Genomic DNA, 26,880 nt, shown 5'->3' on the forward strand with positions numbered 1-26,880 from the left:
CACTTCCCACATCCCTGTGGGTCGTCGAGCGCAGTAGATAAACAGGGTTTCCGCTACTCGGCGCTCTCGCCCTTTTTTCCTACCCTGACGGCGAGCACGTCGCACTGGGCGCCGTGCAGTACCCCGGTGGAGGTGGAGCCGAGCAGCAGGGCGAAGCCGTGCCGGCCGTGAGAACCGACCACGATCAGGTCGACACCGTGCTCCTCGGCGAAGCGGTGGATCTCGGTATCCGGCATGCCCACCAGGACGTGCTGGTTCTCCTTGGCCACGTGCGGATCGGCAATCTCGGCCAGGCGCTGCTTGGCATGCTCGTCGAGCTGATCCTGGATGCTGGTCAGATCCATGGGAATGTCGCCGCCGTAGGCGAAGCCCAGCGGTTCGAGAGTATGCATGATCGACAGTTTGGCCTGGTTGCGCTCGGCGATCTGCAAGGCGCGTTCGAGCACCTTGTGGGAATCCTTGGTCAGGTCCACGGCGACCAGGATGTGGCGGTACTCATTGCTCATGTCAGACTCCTGCGAAGCGGCACGATATGATTGATATGCCTTAACTCTAGGACGCCTGACGAGTCAAGACAACGACTTGCGTCAAGAAACGGAGATAGCGATGGTCTGGGTAGTAATCGTGGCGGCGCTTTTGCTTATGATCTCGCCGGTGATGTGGCTCAAGCCCAGTGCAAGGCAGCGCCGGCTGGCGCCGCTGCGTAGCGCGGCGATGAAAGCCGGGGTCAAGGTCGTCATGGAGAAGCCGCCGCTGCACGGTATCGGCACGCCCATGCCGGGCTATCGCTGGAGCTACCCGAGCGATGCCCCGGGCCCGCGCTTCGTGCTGGTGAGGGCAAGCGAGGCCAGCGACGTGCTCGAGCCCTGCGTGGCCGACTGGCGCTGGCGCATCGAGCCTCTCCGGCCCCTGCCGGAGGCGGCTCGCCAACCTCTCGAGGCGCTGTTGATGCGCCTGCCGCAGGATGCGCTGGTCGTCGAGTCCTCCGAGTTCGCCATCACCCTGTGGTGGTGGGAGTCGCAGACGGCCGAGCGCTTCCTCAGCTACGTCGAGGACTTCAAGCGACTGCGTGACGCCCTGGCAGGGCATGCCGACCGGCCCGGGGCCAAGCGTGCCTTCGGCTCGCCGGGCAACTGACCTCAGCCGTCGCTCTCTCTGGCCTGGATCGCCAGGCCATTGTTCTCGATGTGCTCCAACAGGGAGTCGAGCTGCCGGATCTCCGCCTCGCTGAGGCCTGCCAGCATTTCGCGCCGCGCCTGATTCACGACGTCGTCGATCTTCTCCAGCAGCGGCGTGGCCGCCTGTGTCAGAAACACACGTTTGGTACGCCGGTCCTGATCGCAGGGGCAGCGTTCGATCAGCCCCTGCTCGGAGAGTTGATCGAGGGTGCGGACCAGGGAAGGCGCTTCCACACCTATTGCCCGTGCCAGGTCGCATTGGGGCTGTCCGTCACCTAGCCGCCATAGGTGGTAGAGCGTGATCCAGCGGGTTTGGGTCAGGCCCAGCGGCGCCAGGCGTCGATCGATGATGGCGCGCCACAGCCGGGGCAGGCGGGACAGTCGGAAGCCGATGTTCTGATGCATGGGACTCCGCAATAATATCGTTGAATTTGTCGAATTGTCCGGACCCCTTGCGTGTAATGCAACTTGTCTGGCGAAAACGCATGTGGAGCGGCATGGCGGCAGGCCACCGCTTCGCGGCCGACGCGGCTCCGTCCAGTGCAGCTCTTGCCACTGAAGCAACTATGCTGTCAGCCAGTTCGTTGACTTCCATGACCAACCGTGCCGATCGGTACGGCCAACAAAGCATCTCCAGGGGCTTGACGTGCCGGCTGGAGTGGACCAAGCTTTCCCAAATCAAACGGCCGTATGAAATCTGGCACTCCGCCAACGCCAACCTCTGTGTGGAGATTCGTGGATGATCTATCAAGGCAATGCCATCACGGTGGCCCGCGGTACCAAGAACGGGGGCGACGATGTCGCCATGCTCACCTTCGATCTGAAGGATGAATCCATCAACAAGCTGTCCAGCGCCGTGATCGCCGAACTCGACGAAGCCGTCCAGGCGATTCGCGCCGAGAGCGGTCTCAAGGGGCTGGTGATCGGCAGCGCCAAGGAGTCGTTCATCGTCGGTGCCGACATCACCGAATTCCAGACCATGTTCGGCAAGGGCGCCGAGTTCCTCGAGTCGATGCTGATGAAGGTGCACGACATCTTCAATGCCATCGAAGACCTGCCGTTCCCCACGGTGACGGCGATCAACGGCCTGGCGCTGGGCGGCGGCTGCGAGGTCACGCTGACCACCGATTTCCGGGTGATGGGCGACAAGGCCAAGATCGGCCTGCCCGAGACCAAGCTGGGGATCCTGCCCGGCTGGGGTGGCTGCGTGCGCCTGCCGCGCATGATCGGCTCGGACAATGCCGTCGAATGGATTGCCGGCGGCACCGAGAATCGTGCCGATGCCGCACTCAAGGTGGGAGCGGTGGATGCCGTGGTGCCGAACGATCAGCTCGAGGCGGCGGCGCTGGACATCCTGGCGCGTGCCAATGCCGGCGAGCTCGACTACCAGGCGCGCCGCGCCGAGAAGACCGGCCCACTCAAGCTCAACGCCATCGAGCAGATGATGGCCTTCGAGACCGCCAAGGGCTACGTGGCCGGCAAGGCCGGGCCGCACTACCCGGCGCCCATCGAGGCGATCAAGGCGATTCAGAAGGGCGCCGGCGAAGAGCGTGCCCGGGCCCAGGCCATCGAGGCCAAGGCCTTCGCCAAGCTGGCCATGACCGATGTGGCCTTCAATCTGGTCGGCCTGTTCATGAACGACCAGGTGGTCAAGAAGAAGGCCGGCAAGTTCGAGAAGCAGGCCAAGGCGGTCAAACAGACGGCCGTGCTGGGCGCCGGCATCATGGGCGGCGGTATCGCCTACCAGAGCGCTTCCAAGGGCACCCCGATCCTGATGAAGGACATCAAGGAGGAGGCCGTCGAGCTGGGGCTCAAGGAGTCGCGCAAGCTGTTCGCCAAGCAGGTGGAGCGGGGTAAGCTGACCACCGAGCAGATGGCCGAGAAACTGACCCTGATCCGTCCGACGCTCTCCTACGGCGACTTCGGCCACGTCGACCTGGTCGTCGAGGCGGTAGTGGAGAACCCCAAGGTCAAGGACGCGGTGCTGACCGAAGTGGAAGGCCTGGTGAGCGAGGACACCATCCTCACCTCCAACACCTCGACCATCTCGATCACCCGCCTGGCGCAGAACCTCAAGCGTCCCGAGAACTTCTGCGGTATGCACTTCTTCAACCCGGTGCACCGCATGCCGCTGGTCGAAGTCATCCGTGGCGAGAAGACCGGCGACGCCGCCGTGGCCGCCACCGTGGCCTACGCCCGGGCCATGGGCAAGACGCCGATCGTGGTCAACGACTGCCCCGGCTTCCTCGTCAACCGCGTGCTGTTTCCCTACTTCGGCGGTTTCAGCCTGCTAGTGGAGCAGGGCGCCGACTTCCAGCGCGTCGACAAGGTGATGGAGAAGTTCGGCTGGCCCATGGGCCCCGCTTACCTGCTCGACGTGGTGGGCATGGATACCGCCGTGCACGCCAACGAAGTAATGGCGGAAGGCTTCCCGGAGCGCATGGCACGCGACGGCAAGACGGCGATCCAGGTGATGTACGAGAACGAGCGCCTGGGGCAGAAGAACGACAAGGGCTTCTACGCCTACGAGGAAGACAAGAAGGGCAAGCCGAAGAAGGTCAGCGACGACAAGGCCTACGAACTGGTCAAGCAGGTAGTGGTCAGCGAGAAGGAGTTCTCCGACGAGGAGATCATCGCGCGCATGATGGTGCCGCTGTGCCTGGAGACGGTGCGCTGTCTCGAGGACGACATCGTCGAGACGCCGGCCGAGGCCGATATGGCGCTGATCTACGGCATCGGCTTCCCGCCGTTCCGTGGTGGCGCGCTGCGCTACATCGATGCCATGGGCGTGGCCGAGTTCGTCAAGCTGGCCGACGGCCTTGCCGAGGAGCTGGGGCCGCTCTACGCCCCCACCGACAAGCTGCGCAAGATGGCCGAATCCGGCGAGCGTTTCTATCCCAGCCAGGCCCAGGGCTGAACCCACCACGAGCAGGAGGTAAGTTGAAATGAGTTTGAATCCGAGAGACATCGTGGTGGTCGACGGCGTCCGCACTGCCATGGCCAAGGCCAAGAACGGCGCCTTCCGCAACGTGCGCGCCGAGAACCTCTCCGCCGCGGTGATGCAGGCACTGTTCGATCGCAATGCCAACCTCGACCCGGCCGAAGTCGACGACGTGATCTGGGGCTGCGTCAACCAGACCCTCGAGCAGTCGATGAACATCGCCCGCAACGCGGCGATCATGACCGGCATCCCGCGCACGGTACCGGCCCAGACGGTCAACCGCCTGTGCGGCTCCTCGATGACCGCGCTGCACATCGCGGCGGCCAACATCAAGGCCGGTATGGGCGACTTCTACGTCATTGGCGGCGTCGAGCACATGGAGCACGTGCCCATGGCTCACGGCGTCGACGTCAACCCGGCGGCCAGCAAGTACGCCGCCAAGGCCGCCATGATGATGGGCCTGACCGCCGAGCTGCTGGGCAAGATGCACGGCGTCACCCGTGAGGATCAGGACAAGTTCGGCGTGCGTTCGCACCAGCGCGCCGCCGCGGCCAGCGACAAGGGCTATTTCGACAACGAGATCGTCGGGGTCGAAGGCCACGACGAACGTGGCTTCCGCCAGCTGGTCAAGCGCGATGAAGTCATCCGCATCGACGCCAGCCTGGAGGAGATGGCCAAGCTCAAGCCGGTGTTCGATCCGCGCGGCGGTACCGTCTCGGCCGGTACTTCCTCGGCGCTCTCGGTCGGCGCTTCCGCCATGGCGATCATGAGCTACGAGCGTGCCCGTGCGCTGGGGCTCGAGCCCATTGCCCGGGTGCTCTCCACCGGCGTGGCCGGCTGCGATGCCTCGATCATGGGCTACGGCCCGGTGCCGGCCTCGAAGAAGGCGCTCAAGGCCGCCGGTCTCTCTGCCCAGGACATCCAGACCGTCGAGCTCAACGAGGCCTTCGCCGCCCAGGCGATCCCGGTACTCAAGGACTTGGGTTTCCTCGAGGCCATGGACGAGAAGGTCAACCTCAACGGCGGTGCCATCGCCCTGGGCCACCCGCTGGGCTGCTCCGGGTCGCGTATCTGTACCACGCTGCTCAACGTGATGCGCCAGCAGGACACCACCCTGGGGCTCGCCACCATGTGTATCGGCATGGGGCAGGGTGTGGCGACCGTTTTCGAACGCCTGAAGTAAGTGCCTGTGTGACCGACGGCCCCGTCCTTGCCGGACGGGGCCGTCGGCGTTTGTTGCGTTGACGTTTTGATGTGCGAACAATAAGATTCATTTTGTATGCTTATTTTAACTGCTGCGAGGTGACTTCCGTGGAGCGGCTCAAGAAACTGTTCAAGAAAGACAAGGCGCAAGACAAGCAAGCCGTTCAGGCTTTCGAGCCTGGAGCACCGGCGGCACCTGCCACGGATGCCAACGTGGACGGAAGCCACGGTGTCGACGCAGCCAAGAAGGCAAAGCACGGGCAACCCGGTACCTGCTGCGGATCATGCAGCAACTGACCCCCGCCCGACGGCCGCTAGCCACGTCAAACGGGTGTGCCCTGGGACACACCCTTTTTGCACCTGAAGGCCAAGTTTGGCCGGTGCGCTACAGCACGCCGGCCTCGAGTCCTGCCGCCAGGTAGAGGCCAAGCTCCTCGACCTGCTCGATGAAGTCGTCCTGCCACTCGCCGTGCAGGATCAGCGGCTCCTGCACCCAGCGCCAGCGTAGCCCGGTGACGATGCTCTCCACCGCGCGGCGTGTACCGGTGCCGTCATGGCCGGCGCGAACGTAGAGTGCGCAGGGCAGGCCCTGTTTCTGCTCCAGCACGGGGTAGTAGCTGCGGTCGAAGAAGTCCTTCAGCGCGCCGCTCATGTAGCCGAGGTTCTCGGTGGTACCGAGCAGAATGGCATCGCAGTTCAGCACGTCATCCGGGCCGGCTTCGAGCGGCGCTTTCACCATCGCCTCGACGGCGTCGATATCCGGGTGGCATGCGCCGCGCATGGCGGCGTCCCGCAGTCGATGGGTATTGGGCGAGGGCGCATGGGCCACGATCAGCAGACGTTTCATGTTTGACAGTCTAACGGCTTTTTCCGACGCTGTTTCGGCACCTTCCGTATTCGTCAGACAGGAGGAAACACGCACATGGCCTTTGCACTCTCGAACATGCAGGTGGAAAGCTCGGCCTTCGAGGCACATGGAGCCATCCCGACACGACATACCGGAGAGGGGGATGACCTTTCGCCACCGCTGAGCTGGCGCGATGCCCCGGAGGGCACCAAGGGCTATGCGATCGTCTGCCATGATCCCGATGCCCCTCTCGTCCAGCATGGCAGCTACGGCTTCGTGCACTGGCTGCTCTACAACCTGCCGGGCTCGACCACGTCGCTTGGCGAAGGCAGCAGTGACGGCACCCGTGGCAAGAACGATTTCGGCAAGGTGGGTTATGCCGGCCCCATGCCGCCGGAAGGGCACGGCGTGCACCACTACTACTTCTGGGTGCTGGCGCTGGACAAGCCCACCGACCTGCCCGAAGGGCTGGGGCTCGGTGAGCTGCTCAAGCAGCTCGAGCCGCACCTGCTCGGCATGAACCGTCTGATCGGCACCTACCAGCGCGGCTGATATTCATGACGTTCATGGCAATCAGGGAGGATTGCGATGTTCGACTGGCTTTTCGAGCACGGAGACAATGTCTCCGTGCTGACCGACATCGGCACGTTGATCGTCTGGGTCGTCTATGCCCAACTGCTCTACTTCAGCTTTCGCCGTCAACGCCGGCCTCGCCTGCTGATCAATCGGGGCAGGAAGAAGGACATCGATGCGCTGTGCATCATCAGCAACATGAGCGCGGAACCCGTCTTCATCCAGCACGTCGTGGCGGAACTGGAGACGTCCCATGGTGTGGTGCGCGTCGATGTGACCGATCGCACCGAGAGCTACAGCGATGGCGACGATAACCGCGATGCAGATGCCTCTGGTCCGGCCTCGGAACAGTCGCCCAGCGTGCGGGACGGCTCCCACCAGGGGCCTGTGGGGCCGGGCGATTTCGTCCATATCGACAGCTTCGGCGATCTGACGCGCCGTCTGGCGCAAGATGGCGGCTTCGAGATGGAAGGCTACCAACCCCAACAGGGGGTGGTGTTCCACTCGCTGACCATTCGCATCATCTGCATCTATGGCTCCGAAGATCTGCCGGTCGGGGCTGAGCGGTGTTTCGAATTCATCGACCGCCAGCCGAGCTGCGGCCTGGTACCGGCGACCTGGGATACCAAGCGCCTGTCGTCTTGGTGGCAGCGCAAGCGTCTGTGCCGGGAGATCGTGCAGTTGAACGACAAGGATGACTTTTCCTCGCTGCACCCATCCCGCACCTGACGGCCTGTCAGTGGAAGGTTGTCAGTGGAATGTTCCGCTCGATCCGCGCTTACGGTTAATTTTCTTTGCGCAATAGGCCGATACAAACTCGCTTTGCATGCAAACGTTTCCAGGTCTAGGTTGAATCATTACCAGTTCGGATGACTGGCGTTTCGCTTGGATCAAGGAGGAGCATGCGATGAAGAACGATGTCCAGGACCTGTTCCCGACGCGATTGGAGCGCAAGTTGGGAATGTTCGAGCGTATCGACCCCGTGGTTTTCACCGATGAGGCGGAGCGTAGCGATGGGCCGCTGAGCGAAGCTCAGGTTCGTGAGTATGAAGAGAAGGGATTCCTGTCGTTCGAGGGCTTTTTCGACCGCGAAGAGATGGAAGCCTTCATACAGGAGCTGCGCGAGTACGAGCAGGATGAAGACCTCAAGCTCTCGGAGGGCACCATTCTGGAGCCGGGCCGTGAGGAGATCCGCTCGATCTTCGGCATTCATGAAATCTCCGAGCGCTTCAGTCGCCTGACACGGGATCCGCGACTGCTGGCGATGGTCGAGCAACTGCTCGGCAAGGGTGTATACATTCACCAGTCACGGATCAACTACAAGCCCGGCTTCAAGGGCAAGGGCTTCGATTGGCACTCCGATTTCGAGACGTGGCACAGCGAGGATGGCATGCCCCGGATGCGTTCGCTGAGCTGCTCCATCATTCTGACCGACAACGGTGAATTCAATGGGCCATTGATGCTGATTCCCGGCTCTCACCGCTATTTCGTGCCCTGCGTAGGTCGCACGCCAACGGACAACTACAAGGAGTCGCTCAAGAGCCAGGATGTCGGGGTGCCCGACAATGCCAGCCTGCGCGAACTGATGCTCAAGGGCGATATCGAGGCGCCCAAGGGGCCGGCGGGTACACTGGTGATGTTCGAGTGCAATACCATGCACGGCTCCAACATCAACATGTCGTGCTGGCCACGCAGCAATCTCTTCTTCGTCTACAACAGCGTCGAGAACGGGCTGATGAATCCATTCTGCGGCAACCGCCCGCGTCCTGAATTCCTGGCCAATCGCACCGACTGGAATCCGCTGGAGCCGGTCGGCTGAGCCGCGCCCGCCCTGGGCACACCGCAGATATCGTTCGCTCGCATCTCTCACGACATTCGCCCCGGCTGCGGGGCGAATCCTTCAGCACAGCGCCTTGACGCGCAGGCGAACGTAGTCGGCCGTCCAGTTGCCATGGCTGTCGCGCAGGCTCGGCGCCAGCAGGGCCAGGGCGTCGTTGAGTATCGCCTCGCGCAAGTACTCGTCCAGGCCGTGCAGGAAGGGAGCGGCAAAGGTCTCGAGCCAGCCGGTCATACCCGTTGGCAGGCGCGTCGGGCGTGGAATCAGTTCGATGCTCTCGACCGTGAAGCCTACCGCTTCCAAGCTTTCGGTGTACTCTTCGACGGTGGGAAAGAACCACGGAAAGCGGGCTCTGCCGCTGATTCCCCGCGCCTGCAGCGCCGCCAGCATGGCGGTGCAGATGGCCGCCACGTTGCCGTGCCCGCCAAACTCGGCGACGAAACGCCCATTCGGCTTCAGCGCACGGTGGAGGCTGGCCAGGACGGCCTCGTGGTTGAGCATCCAGTGCAGGGCGGCGTTGCTGAATATCGCATCGAACTCATGCTCGAAGGGCAGGTTGTGGGCATCCATGACGCGAGCGTCGAGGCCTCGCGCCTTGGCGGCGGCAACCATGTCGGGGGAGGTGTCGATGCCGACCACGGTGGCGCCCGCTTTCACCAACGTCTCCGTCAGGGAGCCGTCGCCGCAGCCCACGTCGAGAATGCGCTCGCCGGGACGGGGGGCGAGCAGTTTCGCCACCTCATGGCCCAAGGCAGAGACGAAATCGGCATTGTGCCTGTAGTCGGCAGCGTTCCAGTGCTGGCCCGGGGCGTTATGCGGAGCTTCGGTCATGGTATGCCTCTCTCTGGTCTCGGGCCTCACTTCAAGCTTACTCCACCCCGAGGTTGTCGGCATAGCCGACCGTATGCCGTGACAGCTGCATTCGGCGTCAGAAGGAGAGCTCCCCTCGGGCGGCCAACTCCTGAGGCAACAGCGCCGCATAGACGGCGGCATGGATCGGCGTTTCGACGCCGACCGCCCGGCCCAGGCGCACCACGGCGCCATTCTGTGACTCCAGCTCGGAGGGTTCACCGGCCAGGATGTCGCGCTGCATGGAGGAGGTGCTGTCCGCCGGCATGGCATCGATGAACTGCATGGCTCGCGACACGGCGTCGCCGGGGAAGGCAACGCCATGACCATGGGCCACCTGATGGATCTCCTCCAGCATGCCCTGGATCAGGGCGCGCGTTTCGGGCAGCTGGCGGGTGATGCCGATGGGCGCCCGGCACAGGCTGCCGATCCCGCTCATGGCGCAAATGAAGAGAAACTTGCTCCATTGCGCGACGACGATGTCGTCGGGTATCTCCGCACTGACGCCATGTGCCTTGTCGAATGTCGCCTTGAGACGGGCCGTGCGCTCGCTGGTGCGATTGTCGCGTTCGCCGAAGCGCACGAAGGGGTCTACGCCGGCATGACGAATGTGGCCCGGCGATTCACGCCAGGCCAGGATACCGCACAGCCCTTCGAGGACCGGCGCCTCGCCGAGTACCTCGGCCAGGATATCGGCGGCCTCGACACCGTTTTCCAGTGGCAGGACCAAGGTGTCGGGCCCGACCAGCGGACGGATGGTTTCCGCTGCCTCGCGCACCTGCCATGCCTTGACGGCCACGATCACACAATCCACCTCTCCCAGCGTGGCAGGATCGTCGGTGGCCTTGACAGGCTTTACCACCACATCGCCCTTGATGCTGCTCACGTGAAGTCCGTCGCGCTGCATGGCGGCCAGATGCCGACCGCGGGCAATGAAAGTGACGTTCTCGCCGGCTTCGGCCAGGCGTGCACCGAAATAGCCGCCGACACCGCCGCTACCCATGATGGCGAACTTCATGCTGTCTCCTTTCCTTACAGGTGTTGCGAATGGTGTTACTCGGAGCATAGCGGCAAAGCAGCGATTTGGTGATCTCCAGCTCCTGCTGTGGAGCTTGTCCTGGATCATGAGCGCTCATCATGGCGCTGCACAGGTTGAGGCAAATGAGGCAGACTGAAACGCATCGACCAGCCGAAGGCGGGCGCCACATGAACGACACTCGACCCACTAACGCGGCCAGCGACGTGACTGGCGCAGAAACGGGATTGCCTCTGGCGCTGTGCCGCGTGGCGATCGACACCTATCGCGAAAACGTCGCCTACCTGCACCGCGAGTGCGACCTGTACCGCGCCGAGGGGTTTCAAGCGCTTTCCAAGGTGGAGGTCCGTGCCAACGGCAAGCGGATACTGGCCACGCTGAACGTGGTGGATGACGTGGCCATCGTCGGCCATACCCAGCTCGGCCTTTCCGAGGATGCCTTCGCCCTGCTCGGGGTGGCGGAGGGGCATCCGGTCAGCGTTTCGCAGGCGGAGCCGCCCGCATCGATCCCGGCCCTGCGGCGCAAGATCGCCGGCGAGCGCCTTTCGCGTCAGGACTTTCGCGAGATCGTGCAGGACATTGCCGAGCTGCGCTATTCGAAGATCGAGCTGACGGCCTTCGTGGTGGCCTGCGAGCTGGGCGAGTTGGATCGCGAGGAGGTCTTCTATCTCAGCGACGCCATGGGCAGGGTGGGGCGACGCCTCGACTGGCACGAGCATCCGGTGGTGGACAAGCATTGCATCGGTGGAATTCCGGGCAATCGCACCTCCATGCTGGTGGTGCCCATCGTGGCCGCTCATGGGTTGCTGTGTCCCAAGACCTCGTCGCGGGCGATCACCTCGCCGTCCGGCACCGCCGATACGATGGAGGTCCTGGCCAAGGTCGAAGTCCCGTTCGACGAGCTGGGTGAGTTAGTGCGTACTCACCGCGGCTGCGTGGCCTGGGGCGGCACCAGCGAGCTGTCGCCGGCCGACGACGTGCTCATCGCGGTGGAGCGTCCGCTCTCCATCGATTCGCCGGGGCAGATGGTGGCCTCAATCCTCTCCAAGAAGATCGCGGCGGGCTCCACCCACCTGCTGCTCGACATCCCGGTAGGGCCGCACGCCAAGGTGCGCAGCATGCCGGAGGCGCGCCGGCTGCGAAAGCTGTTCGAGTTCGTGGCAGGGCGCATGGGGCTGGTCCTCGACGTAGTGATCACCGACGGCAGCCAGCCGATCGGGCGCGGCATCGGCCCGGTGCTGGAAGCCCGCGACGTGATGCGAGTACTCACCAACCATCCCGATGCGCCCATGGACCTGCGTCAGAAATCGCTGCGTCTGGCGGGGAGAATGCTGGAGTTCGATCCCGACATCCGCGGCGGAGACGGCTTCGGTATCGCCCGCGACATTCTCGACTCCGGGCGTGCCCTGGAGAAGATGCAGGCCATCATCCGCGCTCAGGGCGAGAAGCCCTTCGATCTCGACGATCCCGAACTGGCACCGCACCGCTTCGAAGTGCTGGCGCCCCAGGCCGGTGTGGTCACCGCTATCGACAACCTGCGCCTGGCCAGGATCGCGCGCCTGGCCGGCGCGCCCAAGGCCAGGGGCGCGGGGGTCGATCTGCTGGCCCGCATCGGCGATCGCGTCGAGCAGGGCCAGCCGCTCTATCGGGTCCATGCGGCCTATCGCAGCGAACACGGCTTCGCGCTTCAGTGCAGTGAGCGGGACAGCGGCTTCGATATCGGCCAACCTGACGAGATACAACGCCTGAACGTGGAGTTCTGATGCAAGTGAGTCTGCTCTATTTCGACGAAGAATCTCCCGCCGCCCAGCGCTTGGCAGCGGCGGTCGGCATCGAGGCGCTGCGCATGGAACGCCACCGCTTTCCCGATGAAGAGCTGTGCCTGCGCCTGCCGGACGCCGAGCTGCCAGAGTGTCTGGTCGTCTATCGCAGCCTGAATCGACCCAACGACAAGCTGGTCGAGCTGATGCTGCTGGCGCGTCACGCACGTGAGCGAGGCGTCAGGCGCCTGGTGCTGGTGGCTCCCTATCTGGCCTACATGCGCCAGGACATCGCCTTCCGCCCGGGCGAGCTGGTCAGTCAGCGGCTGGTCGGCGGCTTTCTTGCCGAGCTGTTCGATGCGCTGATCACCGTCGATCCGCATCTGCATCGCATCGAGCGCCTCGAGCAGGCGGTGCCGTTGCGCCAGGCCGTTGCGCTCTCCGCGGCCCCGGCACTGGCCGAGGCCATCGCCGAACGACGCCGCGATGCGCTGCTGCTGGGGCCCGACGCAGAGTCGGCGCAGTGGGTGGAAAGTGCCGCGCGGGCGACGGGGCTGGCGTACGGCGTGTGCACCAAGCAGCGCCATGGCGACCGAGAGGTCGAGATTGCGCTGCCGGAGCTGGCCCTTGCCGGTCGTCGTGTCGTGCTGCTGGACGACATTGCCAGCTCGGGGCGTACCCTGGCCCAGGCGGCGAGACGAGTGCTGGCCGCCGGTGCTGCCGGCGTGGACGTGGCCGTGACGCACGCTCTGTTTGCCGGCGACGCGCTGAGTGTGATTCGTCAGGCCGGGGTGGAAGAGGTCTGGAGCACCGACAGCATTCCCCACCAGAGCAATGCCGTGCTCCTGGCACCGGCGCTGGCAGCGGCCCTGAACAATGTCATGGCGGAACACTGGCACCACAGCCAAGTGTGAAACTGGGCCGGGAAAACAGGGCCAAGCTGAAGGCACCGCTGCGCTCCAGTTGCATGATCTGCTGTGGATCCCAAACAACGAAGCTCACCAGCACGCCACCGAGCAGTTCCCGGCGCGGTAGCGCGCCGGCCTCGCGTATGGCCTCGCGTATGGCCTCGCGGCTGGCACGAGCGGAGGCTCCCGGTGGAAAGATGGCTACCATGGTCTGCGGTGCCGTGAAGCCGTGAGCAGCCTGGCGAGCGACCGTCAGGCCAAGACCCAGGCTCACCACCAAGGCCAGCGAGAAGAAGCCAAGGGCAAAGACGTGGCGGCTCAGAGCGAGGGCGGGCATGGCTCACTCTCCTGCGCCCAGCATGGCTGGCTTCAGAGCAGGTCGTTCGCGAATGGGCAGGTGTACCAAGCCGGCCGCCACGCCCAGCGCCGCGGTGAGCCACCAAACGAGTTCGTAGCTTGCGGTCGCTTCGAACAGCCTGCCACCCAGCCAGACGCCGAAGAAGGAGCCGATCTGGTGGCTCAGGAAAATCAAGCCGAACAGCGTGGCCATGAAGCGCGTGCCGAACATCAGCGCCACCAGCCCGGATGTCAACGGGACGGTGGAAAGCCACAGCAGCCCCATCGCAATGGCGAACGTCAGTACGCTAATGGAGGTGATGGGCAGCGTCATGAACAGCACGATAGCCAGAGCCCGAGCAAAGTAAATGAAAGAGAGCAGTCCGCGCTGGCTCAGCCGGGTGCCGAGTATGCCTGCGGCGTAGGCGCCCAGCACGTTGGCCAGGCCGATGGCGCCGATGGCCCAGCTGGCCACTCTGGCATCCACGCCTTGGTCGTTGAGGTAAGGAGGCAGGTGGACGGTGATGAAGGCAAGCTGGAAGCCGCAAACCGAGAAGCCCAGCAGCAGGTAGACGTAGCTGGGGTGATGAAGTGCCAGACGCAACGTTTGCCTCAGCGACAATGGCGGTCCCTGCTCGGCGAGGGTCGCTTGCGGTGTGCCGCGCACGCCAAATGCGAGCCCCACGACCAGCGCCACGCCAACGGCGAGCAGTAGCGCGGCGGTCTGCCAGCCATAGCCGGAGATGAAGGCCTGTCCCAGTGGGGCAAACAAGAATTGACCGAGCGAGCCTGCCGCCGTGCCCATCCCTAGCGCCCATCCACGATGTGAAGCCGGTACCAGCTTGCCCAGCGCGCCCAGCACTGTGACGAAGGAGGCACCGCCCATGCCGAGACCCACCAGGACCCCGGCGCTGAGAGTCAGCGACAGCGGCGAGGCGCTCACCGCCATCAGGGCCAGTCCGGCGGTGTAGCATACAGCTCCGGTAACCAATACCCGCACGGGACCGTAGCGGTCGACCAGGGCACCGGCAAAGGGCTGCGTCAGGCCCCACATGAGATTTTGCAGCGCGATGGCAAAGGCAAATGTTTCCCGTGTCCAGCCATGCGTTTCGACGACCGGATCGGTGAACAGCCCGAAGATAGAGCGCACACCGAAGGTGATGAGAGAGATGGCACAGGCACAGCCAACCAGCACCAGTAATGGCGGTGTGTTGGATGCCAAGGAAGGTGGGGCAGGGGAAGCGGTCATTTTGAGACCCTCCATAGCAAGGGCGACAACATGACCGCATTGCAACCGAGCGCAACGGATGGCTCAAACGAAACCTTTTCGCTCCCGGTTGAGAGAAATTCGTCAGGGGTGACTCACTGCTGTTGTGCGGTAGGCTTCTGCTGGAGTAGCCAGTCACGAAACAGCGCAATCACTGGCTCGTGCTGTCGGCGTGGTGGAACCGCCAGCCAATAGCCGGTTTCGACGGCCACGCTGTCCTGCCAGGGCTGGACCAATCTTCCCTGTTCCAGCTCGGTGTCGACCAACGGACGCCTGCCCATGGCGACGCCGAAGCCGCTGCTGGCTGCCTCGTAGGCCAATTGCAGTGTGTCGACGAAGAGCGCTCTCTCGGGGGCAGGCAGGGGGTGACCCGTGGCTTCGCACCAGCGTTGCCACTCCTCGTTAACGGTACGCAAGTGGATATGGCACACTGCCATCGGGCTGACACGAAGCTGCTCCACCAGGGTGGGAGCACACACCGGCACTAGGCGCTCGCGGAAAAGGAGATCGCTGACCAGTGCTGGCCAGTCACCCCTACCCATCCGGATCGCCAGGTCCGCGTCACCTTTCTCCAGCGATACCTGCTGCTGTGAGGTATCGAGCAGCACCGTGATGTCCGGGTAGAGTGTACGAAACTCGCCGAGTCGTGGCAGCAGCCAGCGTACGGCGAAGAAGGGCGGCACGCTGATGGCTAGCCGGCGTGGTGCCTGAGCGCCTAACATTCGCTCTGTGCCCTCGCTCAGCAGCGTCAGCGACTCTCGTACCAGCGATGCATAGCGCTCGCCTTCGGCTGTCAGCCGCAGGCCCTGTGGGGTGCGCTGGAATAAGGCGATGCCGAGCCATTGCTCGAGCGTGCGAACGCCGTGGCTCACCGCGCTTGGGGTCAGTGACAATTCTTCTGCCGCCACCTTGAGCTGGCCATGTCGCGCTGCGGCTTCGAAAAGCCGTAGCGTGTTCATTGGGGGGAGCCGTCGTGCCATGTCATCTCTCGTTCGGTGGATACTTAGTTCATTACCACGGCAACCTCGAGGTAGCCATCATCCAGGCTCCAGGTATAGCCAGCGGCTCGACAAACGCGTAAAAAGCGCAGCATGCCATCGCAAGCTCAGGGAGAACGAGATGTCGTACAAAACATTGGCCAGTGCCTTGATCCTACTGCTGTTCCTGTATGGGTGCGCCGGCCCCTCTCGGGCGCCCGCCCCGCAGGAGGCTCCGTCCCCCGAGCAGGTCGAGCCGGCCACCACGCCGCCGCCCGCAGCAGTGAGCGGCACCACGCGGGAAGACCGCTTTTGGGTTCCCCCGCACTTTGCTTCGCAAGACGATGAGATCCACTACTACATCAGCCGTCTGGCCGACAGGCGTTTCATCGACGTGTATGGCGGCGAAGAGCACCCGCGGGTGTGGTACATCGCCGCGGAGCGGCTGGGCCAGATCGGCGAGCCCGCGGTGCCGATGCTGTATGCGCTGATCGACACCCGCAACCAGTACGAACTGATGCTGGTGCTCTATGCGCTGCAGCTGGCGACCCAGGATCCGCAGCTCATGGCCCAGACCGGCGGGGATTACGTGCGCCTGAGCGAAACGCTCAGCGAGAGCGCCAATGCCGACAACCGTGAGATCGCCCAGGCGTGGTGGGAGCGCCATGGCTGGCGCTGGCAATGATGATGCAGTGTGAGTGCAGGGTTGTATCGGTGACCGAGGCTGCCTGCGCCGAGGTGTGTTGACGGGCAGTCTTTCACGGCATCTGCTAAGGTCACCGCAACGCCGGGCACGCCTTGTCAAAAGGAGAGCGTTTCAGATGGACCATTACATGCAAGCGGCAATCGATGAAGCCCGCAATGGGCTGGCCGAAGGTGGCATTCCCATCGGCTCGGTGCTGGTGCACCAGGGCGAGATCATCGGGCGTGGGCACAACCGCCGAGTGCAGGCGGGCAGTACGGTGCTGCATGGTGAGATGGATGCACTGGAGAATGCCGGCAGGCTGCCGGCATCGGTCTATCGCAACTGCACGCTCTACACGACGCTCTCCCCTTGCCCCATGTGCAGCGGGGCGATCCTGCTGTATGGCATACCCCGCGTGGTGATCGGCGAGAATCGCACGTTCCTCGGTGAAGAAGAGCTGCTGCGTTCTCGCGGCGTGGCGGTCGAAGTGCTGCAGCTCGAAGAGTGCATCGAGCTGATGACGCACTTCATCGAGGCGTCTCCCGAACTGTGGAACGAGGATATCGGCGAGTAGGCGCGTCGCTGTCATGAAACTGTCACACAGGATGGTTACCGTTCGCCAGCAGTCACCTGGGTGTCACGCATCCGTCACATTTCCTGCAGAGAGTAAGTGGCCCTTTCATGTCGAAACCACCTCCTTCTTCCAGCGGAACGCAACGCGCAGCACTGGCTCGTGAACCGGTTCGTGAAGTGCCGGCCTGGATGCGCGGCATCTATGCCGGCCTTTGTCTCTATCTCTTTCTGGCGGCCCTGAACGTCCTTGGCGCGGGCCTCGGTACCTTCGGCCGTGCCAGCGACTTCCTGACCCAGCTCTTCGCCTACGGGGAGAACCCCTTCATCGCGCTGCTGGCCGGCGTGCTGGTCACCATGATCGTGCAGAGCTCCTCGTTCACCTCGGCGCTGATCGTGACGCTGGTGGCGAGCGGCGAGATGACGCTCGGCACCGCGGTCTTCGCCATCATGGGCGCCAACATCGGCACCGCGGTGACCGGGGTGATCGTGGCGCTGGCCAACATGCGCATCAAGCGCAACTTCCGGCGCTCCTTCACGGCGGCGCTGATGCACGACTTCTTCAACATTCTCACCGTGCTGGTGGTCTTTCCGCTGGAGTTCGTCAGCGGTCTGTTTCACGAGACGGGGCGCGGTATCTTCTCGCGGCTGGCGGGCTGGCTGGCCGATCTGATCGGCCTCGACGAAGTGGCCCGGCCCAACAGCCCGATCAAGGTCATTACCCAGCCGGTAGTTGATCTCTTCAACATGATCGGTGGGTGGCTGACGCCCACGCCGGCCGCTCAGGGGCTGCTGGTGGCCGGGCTGGGGCTGCTGCTGATGTTCATCGCCCTGATCTTCATGGTGCAAAACCTGCGCGGCGCGCTGCTGCGGCACATGGACGGCCTGTTCCGCACCTATTTCTTCCGCAGCGACCTGCGCGCCTATGGCGTCGGTCTGGTCTCCACCGTGCTGGTGCAGTCGAGCACCATCACCAGCAGCCTGATGGTGCCCCTGGCCGGCGCCGGTGTGGTGCGCCTGCGTCGGGTGCTGCCGTTCATGATGGGGGCCAATCTGGGCACGACCGTGACCAGCGTACTGGCGGCCACCGCCAACCCGGTGGCAGCGGCCATGACCGTGGCGCTGTTCCATGTCATCTTCAATCTGACCGGTACCGCCATCTGGTGGCCGCTGCGCTATATTCCGCTCAAGGTGGCCACTTGGTACGGCAAGCTGGCGGCTCGCCAGACCCGCTATGCCTTCATTTTCCTGATTGGCGTGTTCCTGGTGATCCCCCTGCTGGGAATCGGTGCCGTCGAACTGTTCACGAGCCTGCGCTGAGCGCGGTATTTCAGGAGTTTCCTCGATGTTTCGTCAGCTATTCAGCGCCTTGACCTCTGAAAACACCATCAATCTCGCCTTTGAGGATCTCACCCAGATGCTGCGTGACGGCGCCTGGATGTTCGACCGGGCCAACGAGGTGCTGCACAGCACGGTGCCCGCCGATGAAGTGCGCCAGCCGCTCTACGAGCGCGACCGCAGCATCAATGAACTCGAGCGCTCCATTCGGCGCAAGGTGCTGCGCCACCTGACGGTCAATCCGGGCCACGACGTGGCGATCTGCCTGGCCTTGATGAGCGTGGCCAAGGACGCCGAACGCATCGGCGACTACTGCAAGAACGTCTTCGAGGTAGGACACTTCTACCGCGAAGGTTTTCACGTCACCAAGTACCAGGAGCCGCTGGACCGCATTGCCGCCCAGGTGGCGGAGATGTTCGGCATGGTCATCAAGTCGGCGCACAAGTCCGACGAGGCCAGTGCGCGCAAGGCCCTGGCGCTGGCTCGTGAGGTGCGTCCGCACTGCGACCGGCTGATCGAGGAGCTGTTCCGCGATGAGGACAGGGTGGAGTTCCACGAGGCCGTGGCCTACTCGCTGCTGGCGCGCCACTACAAGCGCGTGGCGGCCCATCTGGCCAACATCGCCACTGCGGCTCTCGGTCGCCTCGAGGACCTCGACTTCTACTCCGACGAGGACGAATCCGAGGCCTGAGTCGTCAGGCAGTCGGGCAGGCTGTCGCGCAGCGAGCGCGGCAGGATATCCAGGTCGGCGAAGGTGCCAACGTCTTCGCCGACCGTATTGTCTTCGCTCATCATGAAGACCTGATCGCGGGTCAGCGGTGAGCCGGGCAGCGGTGCTGCCAGCAGGGCGGCCAGGTGCCACAGCGGGAAGGGAATGGCCAGCAAAGGGCGCTCGCGTTCCAGCTGCGCCTGCAACAGCTTCACCGCGTCGCGATAGCGCAGCACGTCCGGGCCGCCCAGCTCGAACAGGCGGCGCTGGGGCGGATTGGCGCCCAGCAGCCTGGCAATGGCACGGGCGACGTCTACCACGTGCACCGGCTGCAGGCGGGTCTGGCCGTGGCCGAACAGCGGTATCACCGGCAGCCGCGTCAAGCCCGCCAGACGGGAGATGAAGGCGTCGCCGGCGCCGAACATCACGCTGGGGCGCACGATCACCGCCTTGGGGTACTCTTCGACCACCTTCGCTTCCCCGCGTCCCCGCGCACTGACATAGCGTGAGCGCGACGTCGGGCTTGCGCCAATGCCGGAAAGCTGGACGAAGGTTTCCACCCCCGCCGTCCGGGCCAGGCGTGCCATGCGACCGGCCCCCTCGACATGAATGTCATCGAAGTTCAGCTCGGCGCTCTCCACGTAGAGGCTTACGGCATTGACCGCGCCACCGGCTCCCTCGAGCGCACGGCCGACCTCGGCCTCACTCCGCACATCGGTCACCAGCGGCTCCAGCGGATCGCCGGGTTCGGCCCAGTCAGGCAGCCTCGGGTGGCGGGCCGCTATACGCACCCTGTGGCCCGCTTCGAACAATTCGCGAACGATCCGAGTGCCCAGAAAGCCGGTTCCGCCGAACACCGTGATCGGGGCCTTCGTCATGTCTTCTCCATTCATCGCCTACCGCTTGAACCGCCTTGCCGAGGAAAGCCTCACTGGATGGGCAGGGCGCCGTTCTCCTTGATCGTACGTATCGAGAAGCTGCTGTCCACGGCACTGACCGCCGTCAGCTGACGAAACTGTCTCAGCCAGTGCTCGAAAGTATCGATATCGGTGGTGATGACCTGGAGCAGATAGTCGAAGTGGCCGGAAACGCTATGGCACTGAATCACTTCCGGCATGGCACCAACGGCGTGTTCGAAGTGCTCGACCTGTTCCCGCTGGTGCTGGTCGAGGCGTACCTGGACGAAACTGGTTACCGCCAGGTCGAGGAGTGTCTTGTCCAGCTCGGCGCGATAGCGCGTGATCAGTCCTGCCTGCTCTAGCCTGCGGATGCGGCGAGCGCATGGAGAAGGGGAGAGGTTCACCAACTCTGCCAGTTCGGCAGTGGTCAGACGGGCGTCCTGCTGCAGAGCTTCTAGCAGCATGCGGTCAATGCGGTCGATTTTGAGGTTACGCATGGGGTGCCTCGTCAATGTGGCGTTCAGTGGTTCCTTGGCCGATACCGCTAACCATCATTGCAAGTCTGGCGAATGCGGCCCGTGCTCGCCAGTTTCCAGGCGTATTCGAGACGCAGCCGCGGCTTTTTTCACCATACGCAAGACGCTGAGGCGCGATGAGGTGGGAGGGCAGGACGAAACGTTGAGGGCATTGAGAGTCTCATTCGCTCATCTTGCTTACACTTTAATGAGACATAGCAGGTAGCCTCAATTGGGTTAGTCTGTGGTTCAGACGAATTGGTTAGGAGGTCGTCATGACAGCCATGAGCAGCGCTCTGCGAGCCTGGCGTGCCGTGGAGCATCGGTGGCAGTCATGGCCGCCCGCCGTACGTCAGACCAGTCGGCTCATGATCCTGGTGGCACTGCTGGCCTTGGGCACCTTGATCGTCTATGTCACTGGGGGGACACGCTATGCCTACCCCTATCTGATGCTGATACCGGTTTTGCTGGCGGGTGCCTGGTATACCTGGCGTGGCTCGCTGCTCGTCGCGCTGATGGCTGGCTTGCTGATGGCGGCGATGCCGCTGACGGTGGCCTCGGGGGAGGCCCAGGCCACCCTCAACTGGGTGATCCGCCTGTGTCTGTACCTGGCTATCGGTGCCTTTGCCGGCGTTCTGTTCGAGCGGCTTAGACAGAGTCATCTCAACCTCGAGCGGGCCGCACGAACCGATCCGCGCGCTGGCTTGCCCAACGAGATCGCCCTGGAGGCGGATCTGTCACGCTTGTTGCAGGCCCCAGCGCGGCTGGATGGGCGCAGCACGGGAGTGATCCTGATGCGCATCGAGGACATCACCGAGATCATGGAGGCCCTGGGAGCGGACGCCTGTGACGACTTGGTACTGGCCATCGACCGCCGTCTGGCTCGGCTGGGACCCAACCTGCTGGGGTGTTATCGGGTGAGCGGGGCCGAGTTGGCTCTGCTGCTGTGGCCAGTCGGGCTCGATGAGCTCAATCGGATCGCTGCCCGCGTGGTGGAACTGGGTGAGGACAATCTGGTGGCCCTCGGTGTTCCCCTGCGTGCTCAGCTGGTGTTGGGTAGTGCCTTGCACAAGTCTCCCGACGATACGCCTGGCGGCCTGGTGCGTGAGGCGCGTATCGCCATGCTGGCCGCAACGGAGAAGCAGCGCTCCTATTGCCACTTCCAGCCTGCCTTCGCTCGTCGTGGCGTGCAGAATGTCAAGTTGATTGCGCAGGTGCGCCGCAGCTTGGCCAAGGGGGAGTTCGAACTTCATTATCAGCCCAAGCTGCGTCTTGCCGACGGTGAGCTGACGGGCTACGAAGGGCTCATTCGCTGGCGAGACGCGCAGGGTAATCTGATTCCCCCCGGGATGTTCATGCCCAAAGTGGAAAACACCACCTTGATCGCACCCGTCACCCGCTTCGTGGCCACCGAGGCATGCCGTTTCGCGATGCGCCAGGAGAAACGGGTCAGCATCAATTTCTCGGTGCGCAATCTGATGGACGATGCGCTGCTGGAAGAGCTGGGCGAGCATGTCAGACAGTCGGGCATGGAGCCGTCCCGGCTGGAAGTGGAGATCACCGAGAGCGCGCTGGTGCATGACCTTTTTGCCGCCAAGCGGGCCTTGGAGCGAATTCGCAGCTGCGGGATCCGGGTCAGCATCGACGACTTCGGCACCGGCTTTTCCTCCTTCGAGTACCTGCGTCACCTGCCTCTCACGGGACTCAAGATCGATCGTGCCTTCGTCGAAGGTCTGGAGCACGATCGACGGGCGCGCAAGCTGATGGCCTGTCTGATCGATGTGGGTCATGCGCTCGATCTCGAGGTAACCGCGGAGGGCGTCGAGACCCAGGAGCAGCACCGGCTGCTGCAGGAGATGGGCTGTGATCAGGCCCAGGGCTTTCTCTATGCCAAGGCGCTTCCCGCCGAGGAGGTGCTGGCCTGGCAGCGTGAGCGCGAACGGTCCTCCCTCGGAAGTTCCCATTCGGCATCAGTCGATAGTCGTCACAAATAGGAATGATTCTATTTATTGATGACATCGGCGCCGAACGTGCCGCTATCTCACTGCCTGCGAGGCCCTTTTCGTCACTGGGACTTCACATCGAATCCATACAGGACTAAAATGGTCCCAAATGGAGCGATGGCACTACTCCGCATCGTGAGACCCAGGAGTCAGGCATGCTGAAGCTTTCCCGGCTGACCGATTACGCCGCCGTGATCCTGGCACAGATCGCCAGGCATCCCGAGCAGCCCCATGCGGCGACGGAGCTGGCCGAGACCGTACAGTTACCGCATCCCACGGTGAGCAAGACCTTGAAGATGCTGGTCAAGGCGGGGCTGCTGGAGTCGCGCCGCGGTGCCCAGGGGGGCTACTCTCTGGCGCGCCCGGCATCGCGTATCACCGCCATCGACATCATCACCGCCATCGAGGGGCCGGTGGCGATGACCGAATGCAGTCACGCCGAGGGCGATTGCGACCTGCTCGCCACCTGCGGCGTGTCGGACAACTGGCAGCGCGTGTCGCTGGCCGTGCGCACTCTGCTCGACAGCGTGACCCTGGCCCATCTGGCCGACAGCGCACCGATCAAGCTGCCGGTGCAGCTGCCCATACAGAGCGTGAGCCTGGCCGCCGATACGGCCTGAGCCAGCGAACCGGATTCATTACCCGAGGCGAGTACGCTCGCCGGCCCAACCGCCCGGGAGGGGAGAGACCATGGCAAGTCAGGAAATGGAACAGCTGGTCCGCCGCGAATACAAAGAGGGATTCGTGACGGACATCGAGAGCGAGACGGTACCGCCGGGGCTCGACGAGAGCGTGATCGCCTTCATTTCCAACAAGAAGGGCGAGCCCGAGTGGATGCTCGAGTGGCGCCTCAAGGCCTACCATCAGTGGCTCAAGATGAAAGAGCCGTCCTGGGCGCATCTGGACTATCCGCCCATCGACTACCAGGCGATCTCCTACTACAGCGCGCCCAAGCGCCCCGAGGACCGCCCCCAGAGCCTCGACGAGGTCGACCCCAAGCTGCTCGAGACCTACGAGAAGCTGGGCATTCCGCTGCACGAGCGTGCCGCCCTGGCCGGGGTGGCGGTGGACGCGGTGTTCGACTCCGTTTCGGTGACCACCACCTTCAAGGAGAAGCTGCACGAGGCGGGAGTGATCTTCTGCTCGATCTCCGAGGCGATCCGCGACTACCCGGAGCTGATCAAGCAGTACCTGGGCACGGTGGTGCCGGTGGCCGACAACTACTTCGCCGCGCTCAATTCGGCGGTGTTCACCGACGGCTCCTTCGTCTTCGTGCCCAAGGGCGTGACCTGTCCGATGGAGCTCTCCACCTACTTCCGCATCAACGCCGCCAACACCGGCCAGTTCGAGCGCACCCTGATCATCTGCGAAGAGGGCGCCCAGGTCTCGTATCTGGAGGGCTGTACCGCGCCGATGCGCGACGAGAATCAGCTTCACGCCGCGGTGGTCGAGCTGGTGGCGCTGGACGACGCCTACATCAAGTACTCCACGGTGCAGAACTGGTACCCCGGCGACGAGGATGGCAAGGGCGGCATCTACAACTTCGTCACCAAGCGCGGCGACTGTCGCGGCGATCGCTCGCGCATCAGCTGGACCCAGGTCGAGACCGGTTCCGCCATCACCTGGAAGTACCCCTCCTGCGTACTGCGCGGTCGCGACAGCATCGGTGAGTTTTACTCGGTGGCGGTAACCAACGGCCGCCAGCAGGCCGATACCGGCACCAAGATGATCCACATCGGCGAGGGCACGCGCTCCTACATCGTCTCCAAGGGCATCTCCGCCGGCCGCAGCAACCAGTCCTACCGCGGCCTGGTCAAGATCGGCCCGCGGGCCAAGGGGGCGCGCAACTTCACTCAGTGCGACTCGCTGCTGATCGGCGACAAGTGCGGCGCGCATACCTTCCCGTACCAGGAGATCGGCAACAGCACGGCCACTATCGAGCACGAGGCGACCACCTCGAAGATCGGCGAGGACCAGCTGTTCTATTGCCAGAGTCGCGGCATCTCCGAGGAGGACGCGGTGAGCATGATCGTCAACGGCTTCTGCAAGGACGTGTTCCAGGAGCTGCCGATGGAGTTCGCCGTGGAGGCCGAGGCGCTGCTCAACGTCACGCTAGAGGGAGCCGTCGGTTAAAGCGCTATTGCGCTCGGTCACTCTGTGTTGGAAGCCCGACTCGGCATGCTCACTGAGCAGCAGACAACTCCGCTGCACTCGTCGGGCTTCCGCCTTGATTGACCTTCGCTCATGACGCGCTTGCAGGCGGGGTGGAAACAAATTTTTTTCGGGTCGCGGTGGCGGCTCGCCAGAATCGAAAAGGTACTCATGATGCTCGAAGTCAAGGATCTGCACGTCAAGGTGGAAGGCAAGAACATCCTCAAGGGCCTCACCCTGACCATCAACGCCGGGGAAGTGCATGCCATCATGGGCCCCAACGGGGCCGGCAAGTCGACCCTCTCGGCGGTGATCGCGGGCAAGGACGGCTATGAGGTGACTCAAGGTTCGATCACCTTCGAGGGCCAGGACGTGCTGGAGATGGAAGTCGAGGAGCGCGCCCAGGCGGGCCTGCTGCTGGGCTTCCAGTACCCGGTGGAGATCCCCGGCGTGAAGAACATCTACCTGCTCAAGGCGGCGCTCAACGCTCAGCGCGAGGCCCGCGGCGAGAGCGAGATCCCGGCGCCGGAGTTCATGAAGCTGGTCAAGGAGAAGCTGGCGCAGATGAAGATGGATGCCAGCTTCCTGCAGCGCGCCGTCAACGAGGGTTTCTCCGGCGGCGAGAAGAAGCGCAACGAGATCCTGCAGATGCTGGTGCTGCAGCCCAAGCTGGCCATGCTCGACGAGATCGACTCGGGGCTCGACATCGATGCCATGCGCGTGGTGGCCGACGGCGTCAACTCGCTGCGCGACGAGAAGCGCGCCATCCTGCTGGTGACCCACTACCAGCGTCTGCTCGACTACATCGTGCCCGACCGCGTGCACGTGCTGGTCGACGGCCGCATCGCCAAGAGCGGCGATGCCGAGCTGGCCAAGGAGCTGGAATCCCGCGGTTACGACTGGGTCGTGGAGGAGTCGGCTGCATGAGTGAGGTAAACAGCGAAGTGACGACCTTTCTGGCGCGCCTCGAGGAGCGCAGCGCCGCGCGCCGCGCCGCACAGGGGGCGGAGCCGACCTGGATCGCCGCCCGCCGTCAGGCCGGCGCGGCCCGCTTCGAGGCACTCGGCTTCCCCACTCGTCGCGACGAGGCGTGGAAGTACACCGACGTACGCGCCATCGCCCGGGGCGATTTCGCGCTGAGCGACAGCGCCGAGTTCTCGCCGGCCTCGGCAGCGGCGATCACGCTGCCCATCGAGGCGCATCGGCTGACCTTCGTCGACGGCGTGTTCTCGGCGGCACTCTCCGACCTGGGCGAGCTGCCCGGCGGGGTGGCGGTGCTGCCGCTTTCCCAGGCGCTGGCCGACAATCACGAGGCGGTGGGCGGCCCCCTGGGGCGGCTGACCGGCGTCGAGTTCTCGCCGTTCTCGGCGCTGAATGCCGCCTTCATGGAGGAGGGTGCCGTGGTGCGTCTGGCGCCGGGCAGCGTGGTGGAGAAGCCGATCCTGCTGCAGTTCCTGTCCCGAGCCAATGCCGCGCCGGTGATGAGCCACCCGCGCATCCTGGTCGAGGCCGGCGCGCGCAGCCAGGCCACGCTGATCGAGCATCACGTCGGCGAGAGCGAGGCGGCCAACTTCACCAATCTGGTGGCCGAGCTGATGCTCGACCGCGGGGCGATCCTGACCCACTACAAGCTGCAGGAGGCGCCGCTGGCCGATCTGCACGTGGCCAGCATTCACGTCGAGCAGAACCGCGACAGCCGCTACACCTCGTTCAACCTTAACCTGGGCGGCGGACTGGTGCGCAACGACCTGATCGGCGAGCTCAACGGCGAGGGGGCCGAGGCCAACTTCTACGGCCTGTTCTACGGTCAGGGGCGTCAGCACATCGACAACCACACCCTGGCCAACCACAACGCTCCACGTACCTTCTCCAACGAGAACTACAAGGGCATCCTCGACGATCGCGCCCGCGGCGTGTTCAACGGCAAGGTGGTGGTCAAGCGCGACAGCCAGAAGATCGAGGGTTTCCAGAGCAACGCCAACCTGCTGCTCTCCGACCGCGCCGAGATCGACGCCAAGCCGGAGCTGGAGATCTACGCCGACGACGTCAAGTGCTCCCACGGCACCACCACCGGGCAGCTCGACGAAGAGGCGGTCTACGCCCTGCGCACCCGCGGCATCGACGAACAGACCGCCCGCGGCCTGCTGACCCTGGCCTTCGCCGGCGAGGTGATGGAGCTGGTCGATCTGGACGCCATCTCCGAACGGGTGGAGCTGGCGGTGGCCGGTAAGCTGCCGGAGCGTTTCAACCTGGCCGGGCTGGTGGAAGCCGCCGTGGCCCTGCACGACGAGTGAGCGA

28 protein-coding genes are annotated in these 26,880 nt (G+C 64.1%); 18 read left to right on the forward strand and 10 right to left on the reverse strand.

From position 1 onward, the window contains the following. Nucleotides 1-53: 53 nt before the first annotated feature. A complete protein-coding gene (locus C4S71_RS14880) occupies nt 54-506 on the reverse strand; it encodes a universal stress protein (protein ID WP_086510724.1) in 453 nt (150 codons plus the stop codon). 100 nt (nt 507-606) lie between these two features. Between C4S71_RS14880 and C4S71_RS14885 the strand changes: the two genes are divergently transcribed. After that, nucleotides 607-1,137: a preprotein translocase subunit YajC gene (locus C4S71_RS14885; RefSeq protein ID WP_103969661.1), complete on the forward strand. Its 531-nt coding sequence runs from the start codon at nt 607-609 to the stop codon at nt 1,135-1,137. Nucleotides 1,138-1,139: 2 nt separating this feature from the next. Here C4S71_RS14885 and slyA read toward each other — a convergent pair whose 3' ends face one another. Next, the gene (gene slyA / locus C4S71_RS14890) at nt 1,140-1,583 is read right to left on the reverse strand and encodes a transcriptional regulator SlyA (RefSeq protein ID WP_086510726.1); all 444 of its coding nucleotides are present in this window, start codon (nt 1,581-1,583) and stop codon (nt 1,140-1,142) included. 334 nt (nt 1,584-1,917) lie between these two features. On the opposite strand from slyA, the gene fadB reads away from it, so the two are divergent. From fadB to C4S71_RS14905, 3 genes are all read left to right on the forward strand, one after another. After that, complete coding sequence (gene fadB / locus C4S71_RS14895; protein ID WP_103969662.1) at nt 1,918-4,095, forward strand: fatty acid oxidation complex subunit alpha FadB; 2,178 nt, start codon at nt 1,918-1,920, stop codon at nt 4,093-4,095. A 28-nt stretch (nt 4,096-4,123) separates the two neighbouring features. Beyond that, a complete protein-coding gene (gene fadA, locus C4S71_RS14900; RefSeq protein WP_086510729.1) occupies nt 4,124-5,302 on the forward strand; it encodes an acetyl-CoA C-acyltransferase FadA in 1,179 nt (392 codons plus the stop codon). A gap of 128 nt (nt 5,303-5,430) precedes the next feature. Beyond that, the gene (locus C4S71_RS14905; RefSeq protein ID WP_103969663.1) at nt 5,431-5,619 is read left to right on the forward strand and encodes a CCGSCS motif protein; all 189 of its coding nucleotides are present in this window, start codon (nt 5,431-5,433) and stop codon (nt 5,617-5,619) included. 88 nt (nt 5,620-5,707) lie between these two features. Here the strand turns inward: C4S71_RS14905 and C4S71_RS14910 are convergent, their stop codons facing one another. After that, a complete protein-coding gene (locus C4S71_RS14910) occupies nt 5,708-6,169 on the reverse strand; it encodes a flavodoxin family protein (RefSeq protein ID WP_103969664.1) in 462 nt (153 codons plus the stop codon). Nucleotides 6,170-6,244: 75 nt separating this feature from the next. Between C4S71_RS14910 and C4S71_RS14915 the strand changes: the two genes are divergently transcribed. The 3 genes from C4S71_RS14915 to thpD all read left to right on the forward strand — a co-directional run bounded on the left by C4S71_RS14915 (nt 6,245) and on the right by thpD (nt 8,561). Next, nucleotides 6,245-6,721, forward strand: coding sequence for a YbhB/YbcL family Raf kinase inhibitor-like protein (locus C4S71_RS14915; protein ID WP_103969665.1), 477 nt, complete (start codon nt 6,245-6,247; stop codon nt 6,719-6,721). A 36-nt stretch (nt 6,722-6,757) separates the two neighbouring features. Beyond that, a complete protein-coding gene (locus C4S71_RS14920; RefSeq protein ID WP_103969666.1) occupies nt 6,758-7,471 on the forward strand; it encodes a hypothetical protein in 714 nt (237 codons plus the stop codon). Between the two features lie 178 nt (nt 7,472-7,649). After that, nucleotides 7,650-8,561 (forward strand): ectoine hydroxylase, encoded by a 912-nt coding sequence (gene thpD, locus C4S71_RS14925; protein ID WP_103969667.1) that lies wholly within the window; start codon nt 7,650-7,652, stop codon nt 8,559-8,561. An 81-nt stretch (nt 8,562-8,642) separates the two neighbouring features. Here thpD and C4S71_RS14930 read toward each other — a convergent pair whose 3' ends face one another. Together C4S71_RS14930 and C4S71_RS14935 are read right to left on the reverse strand one after the other, a co-directional pair. Continuing rightward, nucleotides 8,643-9,410: a class I SAM-dependent methyltransferase gene (locus C4S71_RS14930; RefSeq protein ID WP_086510735.1), complete on the reverse strand. Its 768-nt coding sequence runs from the start codon at nt 9,408-9,410 to the stop codon at nt 8,643-8,645. 97 nt (nt 9,411-9,507) lie between these two features. Next, nucleotides 9,508-10,446: a 2-dehydropantoate 2-reductase gene (locus C4S71_RS14935; RefSeq protein WP_086510736.1), complete on the reverse strand. Its 939-nt coding sequence runs from the start codon at nt 10,444-10,446 to the stop codon at nt 9,508-9,510. A gap of 188 nt (nt 10,447-10,634) precedes the next feature. Between C4S71_RS14935 and C4S71_RS14940 the strand changes: the two genes are divergently transcribed. After that, nucleotides 10,635-12,227 carry a thymidine phosphorylase family protein gene (locus tag C4S71_RS14940; RefSeq protein WP_086510737.1) on the forward strand — a complete coding sequence of 531 codons (1,593 nt, stop codon included), beginning with the start codon at nt 10,635-10,637 and terminating at the stop codon, nt 12,225-12,227. After that, a complete protein-coding gene (locus C4S71_RS14945) occupies nt 12,227-13,138 on the forward strand; it encodes a ribose-phosphate diphosphokinase (RefSeq protein WP_103969668.1) in 912 nt (303 codons plus the stop codon). The genes C4S71_RS14940 and C4S71_RS14945 overlap by 1 nt, the downstream gene beginning before the upstream one ends. On the opposite strand, the gene C4S71_RS14950 is transcribed toward C4S71_RS14945, so the two are convergent. The 3 genes from C4S71_RS14950 to C4S71_RS14960 form a co-directional block, all read right to left on the reverse strand. Then, the gene (locus C4S71_RS14950) at nt 13,104-13,469 is read right to left on the reverse strand and encodes a hypothetical protein (protein ID WP_103969669.1); all 366 of its coding nucleotides are present in this window, start codon (nt 13,467-13,469) and stop codon (nt 13,104-13,106) included. The two genes, C4S71_RS14945 and C4S71_RS14950, sit on opposite strands and share 35 nt — an antisense overlap. 3 nt (nt 13,470-13,472) lie before the next feature. After that, complete coding sequence (locus C4S71_RS14955; protein ID WP_103969670.1) at nt 13,473-14,717, reverse strand: MFS transporter; 1,245 nt, start codon at nt 14,715-14,717, stop codon at nt 13,473-13,475. Nucleotides 14,718-14,830: 113 nt separating this feature from the next. Continuing rightward, nucleotides 14,831-15,715, reverse strand: a complete 885-nt coding sequence (locus C4S71_RS14960) for a LysR substrate-binding domain-containing protein (RefSeq protein WP_103969671.1) — start codon at nt 15,713-15,715, stop codon at nt 14,831-14,833. Nucleotides 15,716-15,854: 139 nt separating this feature from the next. On the opposite strand from C4S71_RS14960, the gene C4S71_RS14965 reads away from it, so the two are divergent. The 4 genes from C4S71_RS14965 to C4S71_RS14980 all read left to right on the forward strand — a co-directional run bounded on the left by C4S71_RS14965 (nt 15,855) and on the right by C4S71_RS14980 (nt 18,996). Further along, complete coding sequence (locus C4S71_RS14965; RefSeq protein WP_103969672.1) at nt 15,855-16,397, forward strand: hypothetical protein; 543 nt, start codon at nt 15,855-15,857, stop codon at nt 16,395-16,397. A gap of 136 nt (nt 16,398-16,533) precedes the next feature. Beyond that, nucleotides 16,534-16,971, forward strand: coding sequence for a nucleoside deaminase (locus tag C4S71_RS14970; RefSeq protein ID WP_086510740.1), 438 nt, complete (start codon nt 16,534-16,536; stop codon nt 16,969-16,971). A 107-nt stretch (nt 16,972-17,078) separates the two neighbouring features. Continuing rightward, on the forward strand, nt 17,079-18,287 hold the full coding sequence (locus C4S71_RS14975; protein ID WP_234239835.1) for a Na/Pi cotransporter family protein: 1,209 nt from the start codon (nt 17,079-17,081) through the stop codon (nt 18,285-18,287). A 25-nt stretch (nt 18,288-18,312) separates the two neighbouring features. Continuing rightward, nucleotides 18,313-18,996, forward strand: a complete 684-nt coding sequence (locus C4S71_RS14980; protein WP_086510742.1) for a phosphate signaling complex PhoU family protein — start codon at nt 18,313-18,315, stop codon at nt 18,994-18,996. On the opposite strand, the gene C4S71_RS14985 is transcribed toward C4S71_RS14980, so the two are convergent. Next, complete coding sequence (locus C4S71_RS14985) at nt 18,966-19,892, reverse strand: complex I NDUFA9 subunit family protein (RefSeq protein WP_234239834.1); 927 nt, start codon at nt 19,890-19,892, stop codon at nt 18,966-18,968. The genes C4S71_RS14980 and C4S71_RS14985 overlap by 31 nt on opposite strands. A gap of 50 nt (nt 19,893-19,942) precedes the next feature. Continuing rightward, nucleotides 19,943-20,410, reverse strand: coding sequence for an Lrp/AsnC family transcriptional regulator (locus C4S71_RS14990; RefSeq protein WP_103969674.1), 468 nt, complete (start codon nt 20,408-20,410; stop codon nt 19,943-19,945). 293 nt (nt 20,411-20,703) lie between these two features. Between C4S71_RS14990 and C4S71_RS14995 the strand changes: the two genes are divergently transcribed. The 5 genes from C4S71_RS14995 to sufD all read left to right on the forward strand — a co-directional run bounded on the left by C4S71_RS14995 (nt 20,704) and on the right by sufD (nt 26,876). Further along, nucleotides 20,704-22,422 carry a putative bifunctional diguanylate cyclase/phosphodiesterase gene (locus C4S71_RS14995; RefSeq protein WP_103969675.1) on the forward strand — a complete coding sequence of 573 codons (1,719 nt, stop codon included), beginning with the start codon at nt 20,704-20,706 and terminating at the stop codon, nt 22,420-22,422. A gap of 164 nt (nt 22,423-22,586) precedes the next feature. Continuing rightward, entirely contained in the window at nt 22,587-23,051 is a 465-nt protein-coding gene (locus C4S71_RS15000) for an SUF system Fe-S cluster assembly regulator (protein ID WP_086510746.1), read from the forward strand. Between the two features lie 70 nt (nt 23,052-23,121). Then, nucleotides 23,122-24,564 carry a Fe-S cluster assembly protein SufB gene (sufB, locus tag C4S71_RS15005; RefSeq protein WP_086510747.1) on the forward strand — a complete coding sequence of 481 codons (1,443 nt, stop codon included), beginning with the start codon at nt 23,122-23,124 and terminating at the stop codon, nt 24,562-24,564. Between the two features lie 192 nt (nt 24,565-24,756). Then, entirely contained in the window at nt 24,757-25,509 is a 753-nt protein-coding gene (gene sufC, locus C4S71_RS15010; RefSeq protein ID WP_086510797.1) for a Fe-S cluster assembly ATPase SufC, read from the forward strand. Next, nucleotides 25,506-26,876: a Fe-S cluster assembly protein SufD gene (gene sufD, locus C4S71_RS15015; RefSeq protein ID WP_235014506.1), complete on the forward strand. Its 1,371-nt coding sequence runs from the start codon at nt 25,506-25,508 to the stop codon at nt 26,874-26,876. Before sufC ends, sufD begins: the two co-directional genes overlap by 4 nt. Nucleotides 26,877-26,880: the final 4 nt, after the last annotated feature.

The sequence above is a fragment of the Billgrantia desiderata genome (assembly GCF_900108215.1).
GTDB classification, from domain to species: Bacteria; Pseudomonadota; Gammaproteobacteria; order Pseudomonadales; family Halomonadaceae; genus Halomonas; species Halomonas desiderata.

Coding starts and splice junctions, on each gene's coding strand:
- C4S71_RS14880 (WP_086510724.1), bottom strand. CDS start 506: ATGAGCAATGAGTACCGCCACATCCTGGTCGCCGTGGACCTGACCAAG.
- C4S71_RS14885 (WP_103969661.1), top strand. CDS start 607: ATGGTCTGGGTAGTAATCGTGGCGGCGCTTTTGCTTATGATCTCGCCG.
- slyA (WP_086510726.1), bottom strand. CDS start 1,583: ATGCATCAGAACATCGGCTTCCGACTGTCCCGCCTGCCCCGGCTGTGG.
- fadB (WP_103969662.1), top strand. CDS start 1,918: ATGATCTATCAAGGCAATGCCATCACGGTGGCCCGCGGTACCAAGAAC.
- fadA (WP_086510729.1), top strand. CDS start 4,124: ATGAGTTTGAATCCGAGAGACATCGTGGTGGTCGACGGCGTCCGCACT.
- C4S71_RS14910 (WP_103969664.1), bottom strand. CDS start 6,169: ATGAAACGTCTGCTGATCGTGGCCCATGCGCCCTCGCCCAATACCCAT.
- C4S71_RS14915 (WP_103969665.1), top strand. CDS start 6,245: ATGGCCTTTGCACTCTCGAACATGCAGGTGGAAAGCTCGGCCTTCGAG.
- C4S71_RS14920 (WP_103969666.1), top strand. CDS start 6,758: ATGTTCGACTGGCTTTTCGAGCACGGAGACAATGTCTCCGTGCTGACC.
- thpD (WP_103969667.1), top strand. CDS start 7,650: ATGAAGAACGATGTCCAGGACCTGTTCCCGACGCGATTGGAGCGCAAG.
- C4S71_RS14930 (WP_086510735.1), bottom strand. CDS start 9,410: ATGACCGAAGCTCCGCATAACGCCCCGGGCCAGCACTGGAACGCTGCC.
- C4S71_RS14935 (WP_086510736.1), bottom strand. CDS start 10,446: ATGAAGTTCGCCATCATGGGTAGCGGCGGTGTCGGCGGCTATTTCGGT.
- C4S71_RS14940 (WP_086510737.1), top strand. CDS start 10,635: ATGAACGACACTCGACCCACTAACGCGGCCAGCGACGTGACTGGCGCA.
- C4S71_RS14945 (WP_103969668.1), top strand. CDS start 12,227: ATGCAAGTGAGTCTGCTCTATTTCGACGAAGAATCTCCCGCCGCCCAG.
- C4S71_RS14950 (WP_103969669.1), bottom strand. CDS start 13,469: ATGCCCGCCCTCGCTCTGAGCCGCCACGTCTTTGCCCTTGGCTTCTTC.
- C4S71_RS14955 (WP_103969670.1), bottom strand. CDS start 14,717: ATGACCGCTTCCCCTGCCCCACCTTCCTTGGCATCCAACACACCGCCA.
- C4S71_RS14960 (WP_103969671.1), bottom strand. CDS start 15,715: ATGGCACGACGGCTCCCCCCAATGAACACGCTACGGCTTTTCGAAGCC.
- C4S71_RS14965 (WP_103969672.1), top strand. CDS start 15,855: ATGTCGTACAAAACATTGGCCAGTGCCTTGATCCTACTGCTGTTCCTG.
- C4S71_RS14970 (WP_086510740.1), top strand. CDS start 16,534: ATGGACCATTACATGCAAGCGGCAATCGATGAAGCCCGCAATGGGCTG.
- C4S71_RS14975 (WP_234239835.1), top strand. CDS start 17,079: ATGTCGAAACCACCTCCTTCTTCCAGCGGAACGCAACGCGCAGCACTG.
- C4S71_RS14980 (WP_086510742.1), top strand. CDS start 18,313: ATGTTTCGTCAGCTATTCAGCGCCTTGACCTCTGAAAACACCATCAAT.
- C4S71_RS14985 (WP_234239834.1), bottom strand. CDS start 19,892: ATGACGAAGGCCCCGATCACGGTGTTCGGCGGAACCGGCTTTCTGGGC.
- C4S71_RS14990 (WP_103969674.1), bottom strand. CDS start 20,410: ATGCGTAACCTCAAAATCGACCGCATTGACCGCATGCTGCTAGAAGCT.
- C4S71_RS14995 (WP_103969675.1), top strand. CDS start 20,704: ATGACAGCCATGAGCAGCGCTCTGCGAGCCTGGCGTGCCGTGGAGCAT.
- C4S71_RS15000 (WP_086510746.1), top strand. CDS start 22,587: ATGCTGAAGCTTTCCCGGCTGACCGATTACGCCGCCGTGATCCTGGCA.
- sufB (WP_086510747.1), top strand. CDS start 23,122: ATGGCAAGTCAGGAAATGGAACAGCTGGTCCGCCGCGAATACAAAGAG.
- sufC (WP_086510797.1), top strand. CDS start 24,757: ATGCTCGAAGTCAAGGATCTGCACGTCAAGGTGGAAGGCAAGAACATC.
- sufD (WP_235014506.1), top strand. CDS start 25,506: ATGAGTGAGGTAAACAGCGAAGTGACGACCTTTCTGGCGCGCCTCGAG.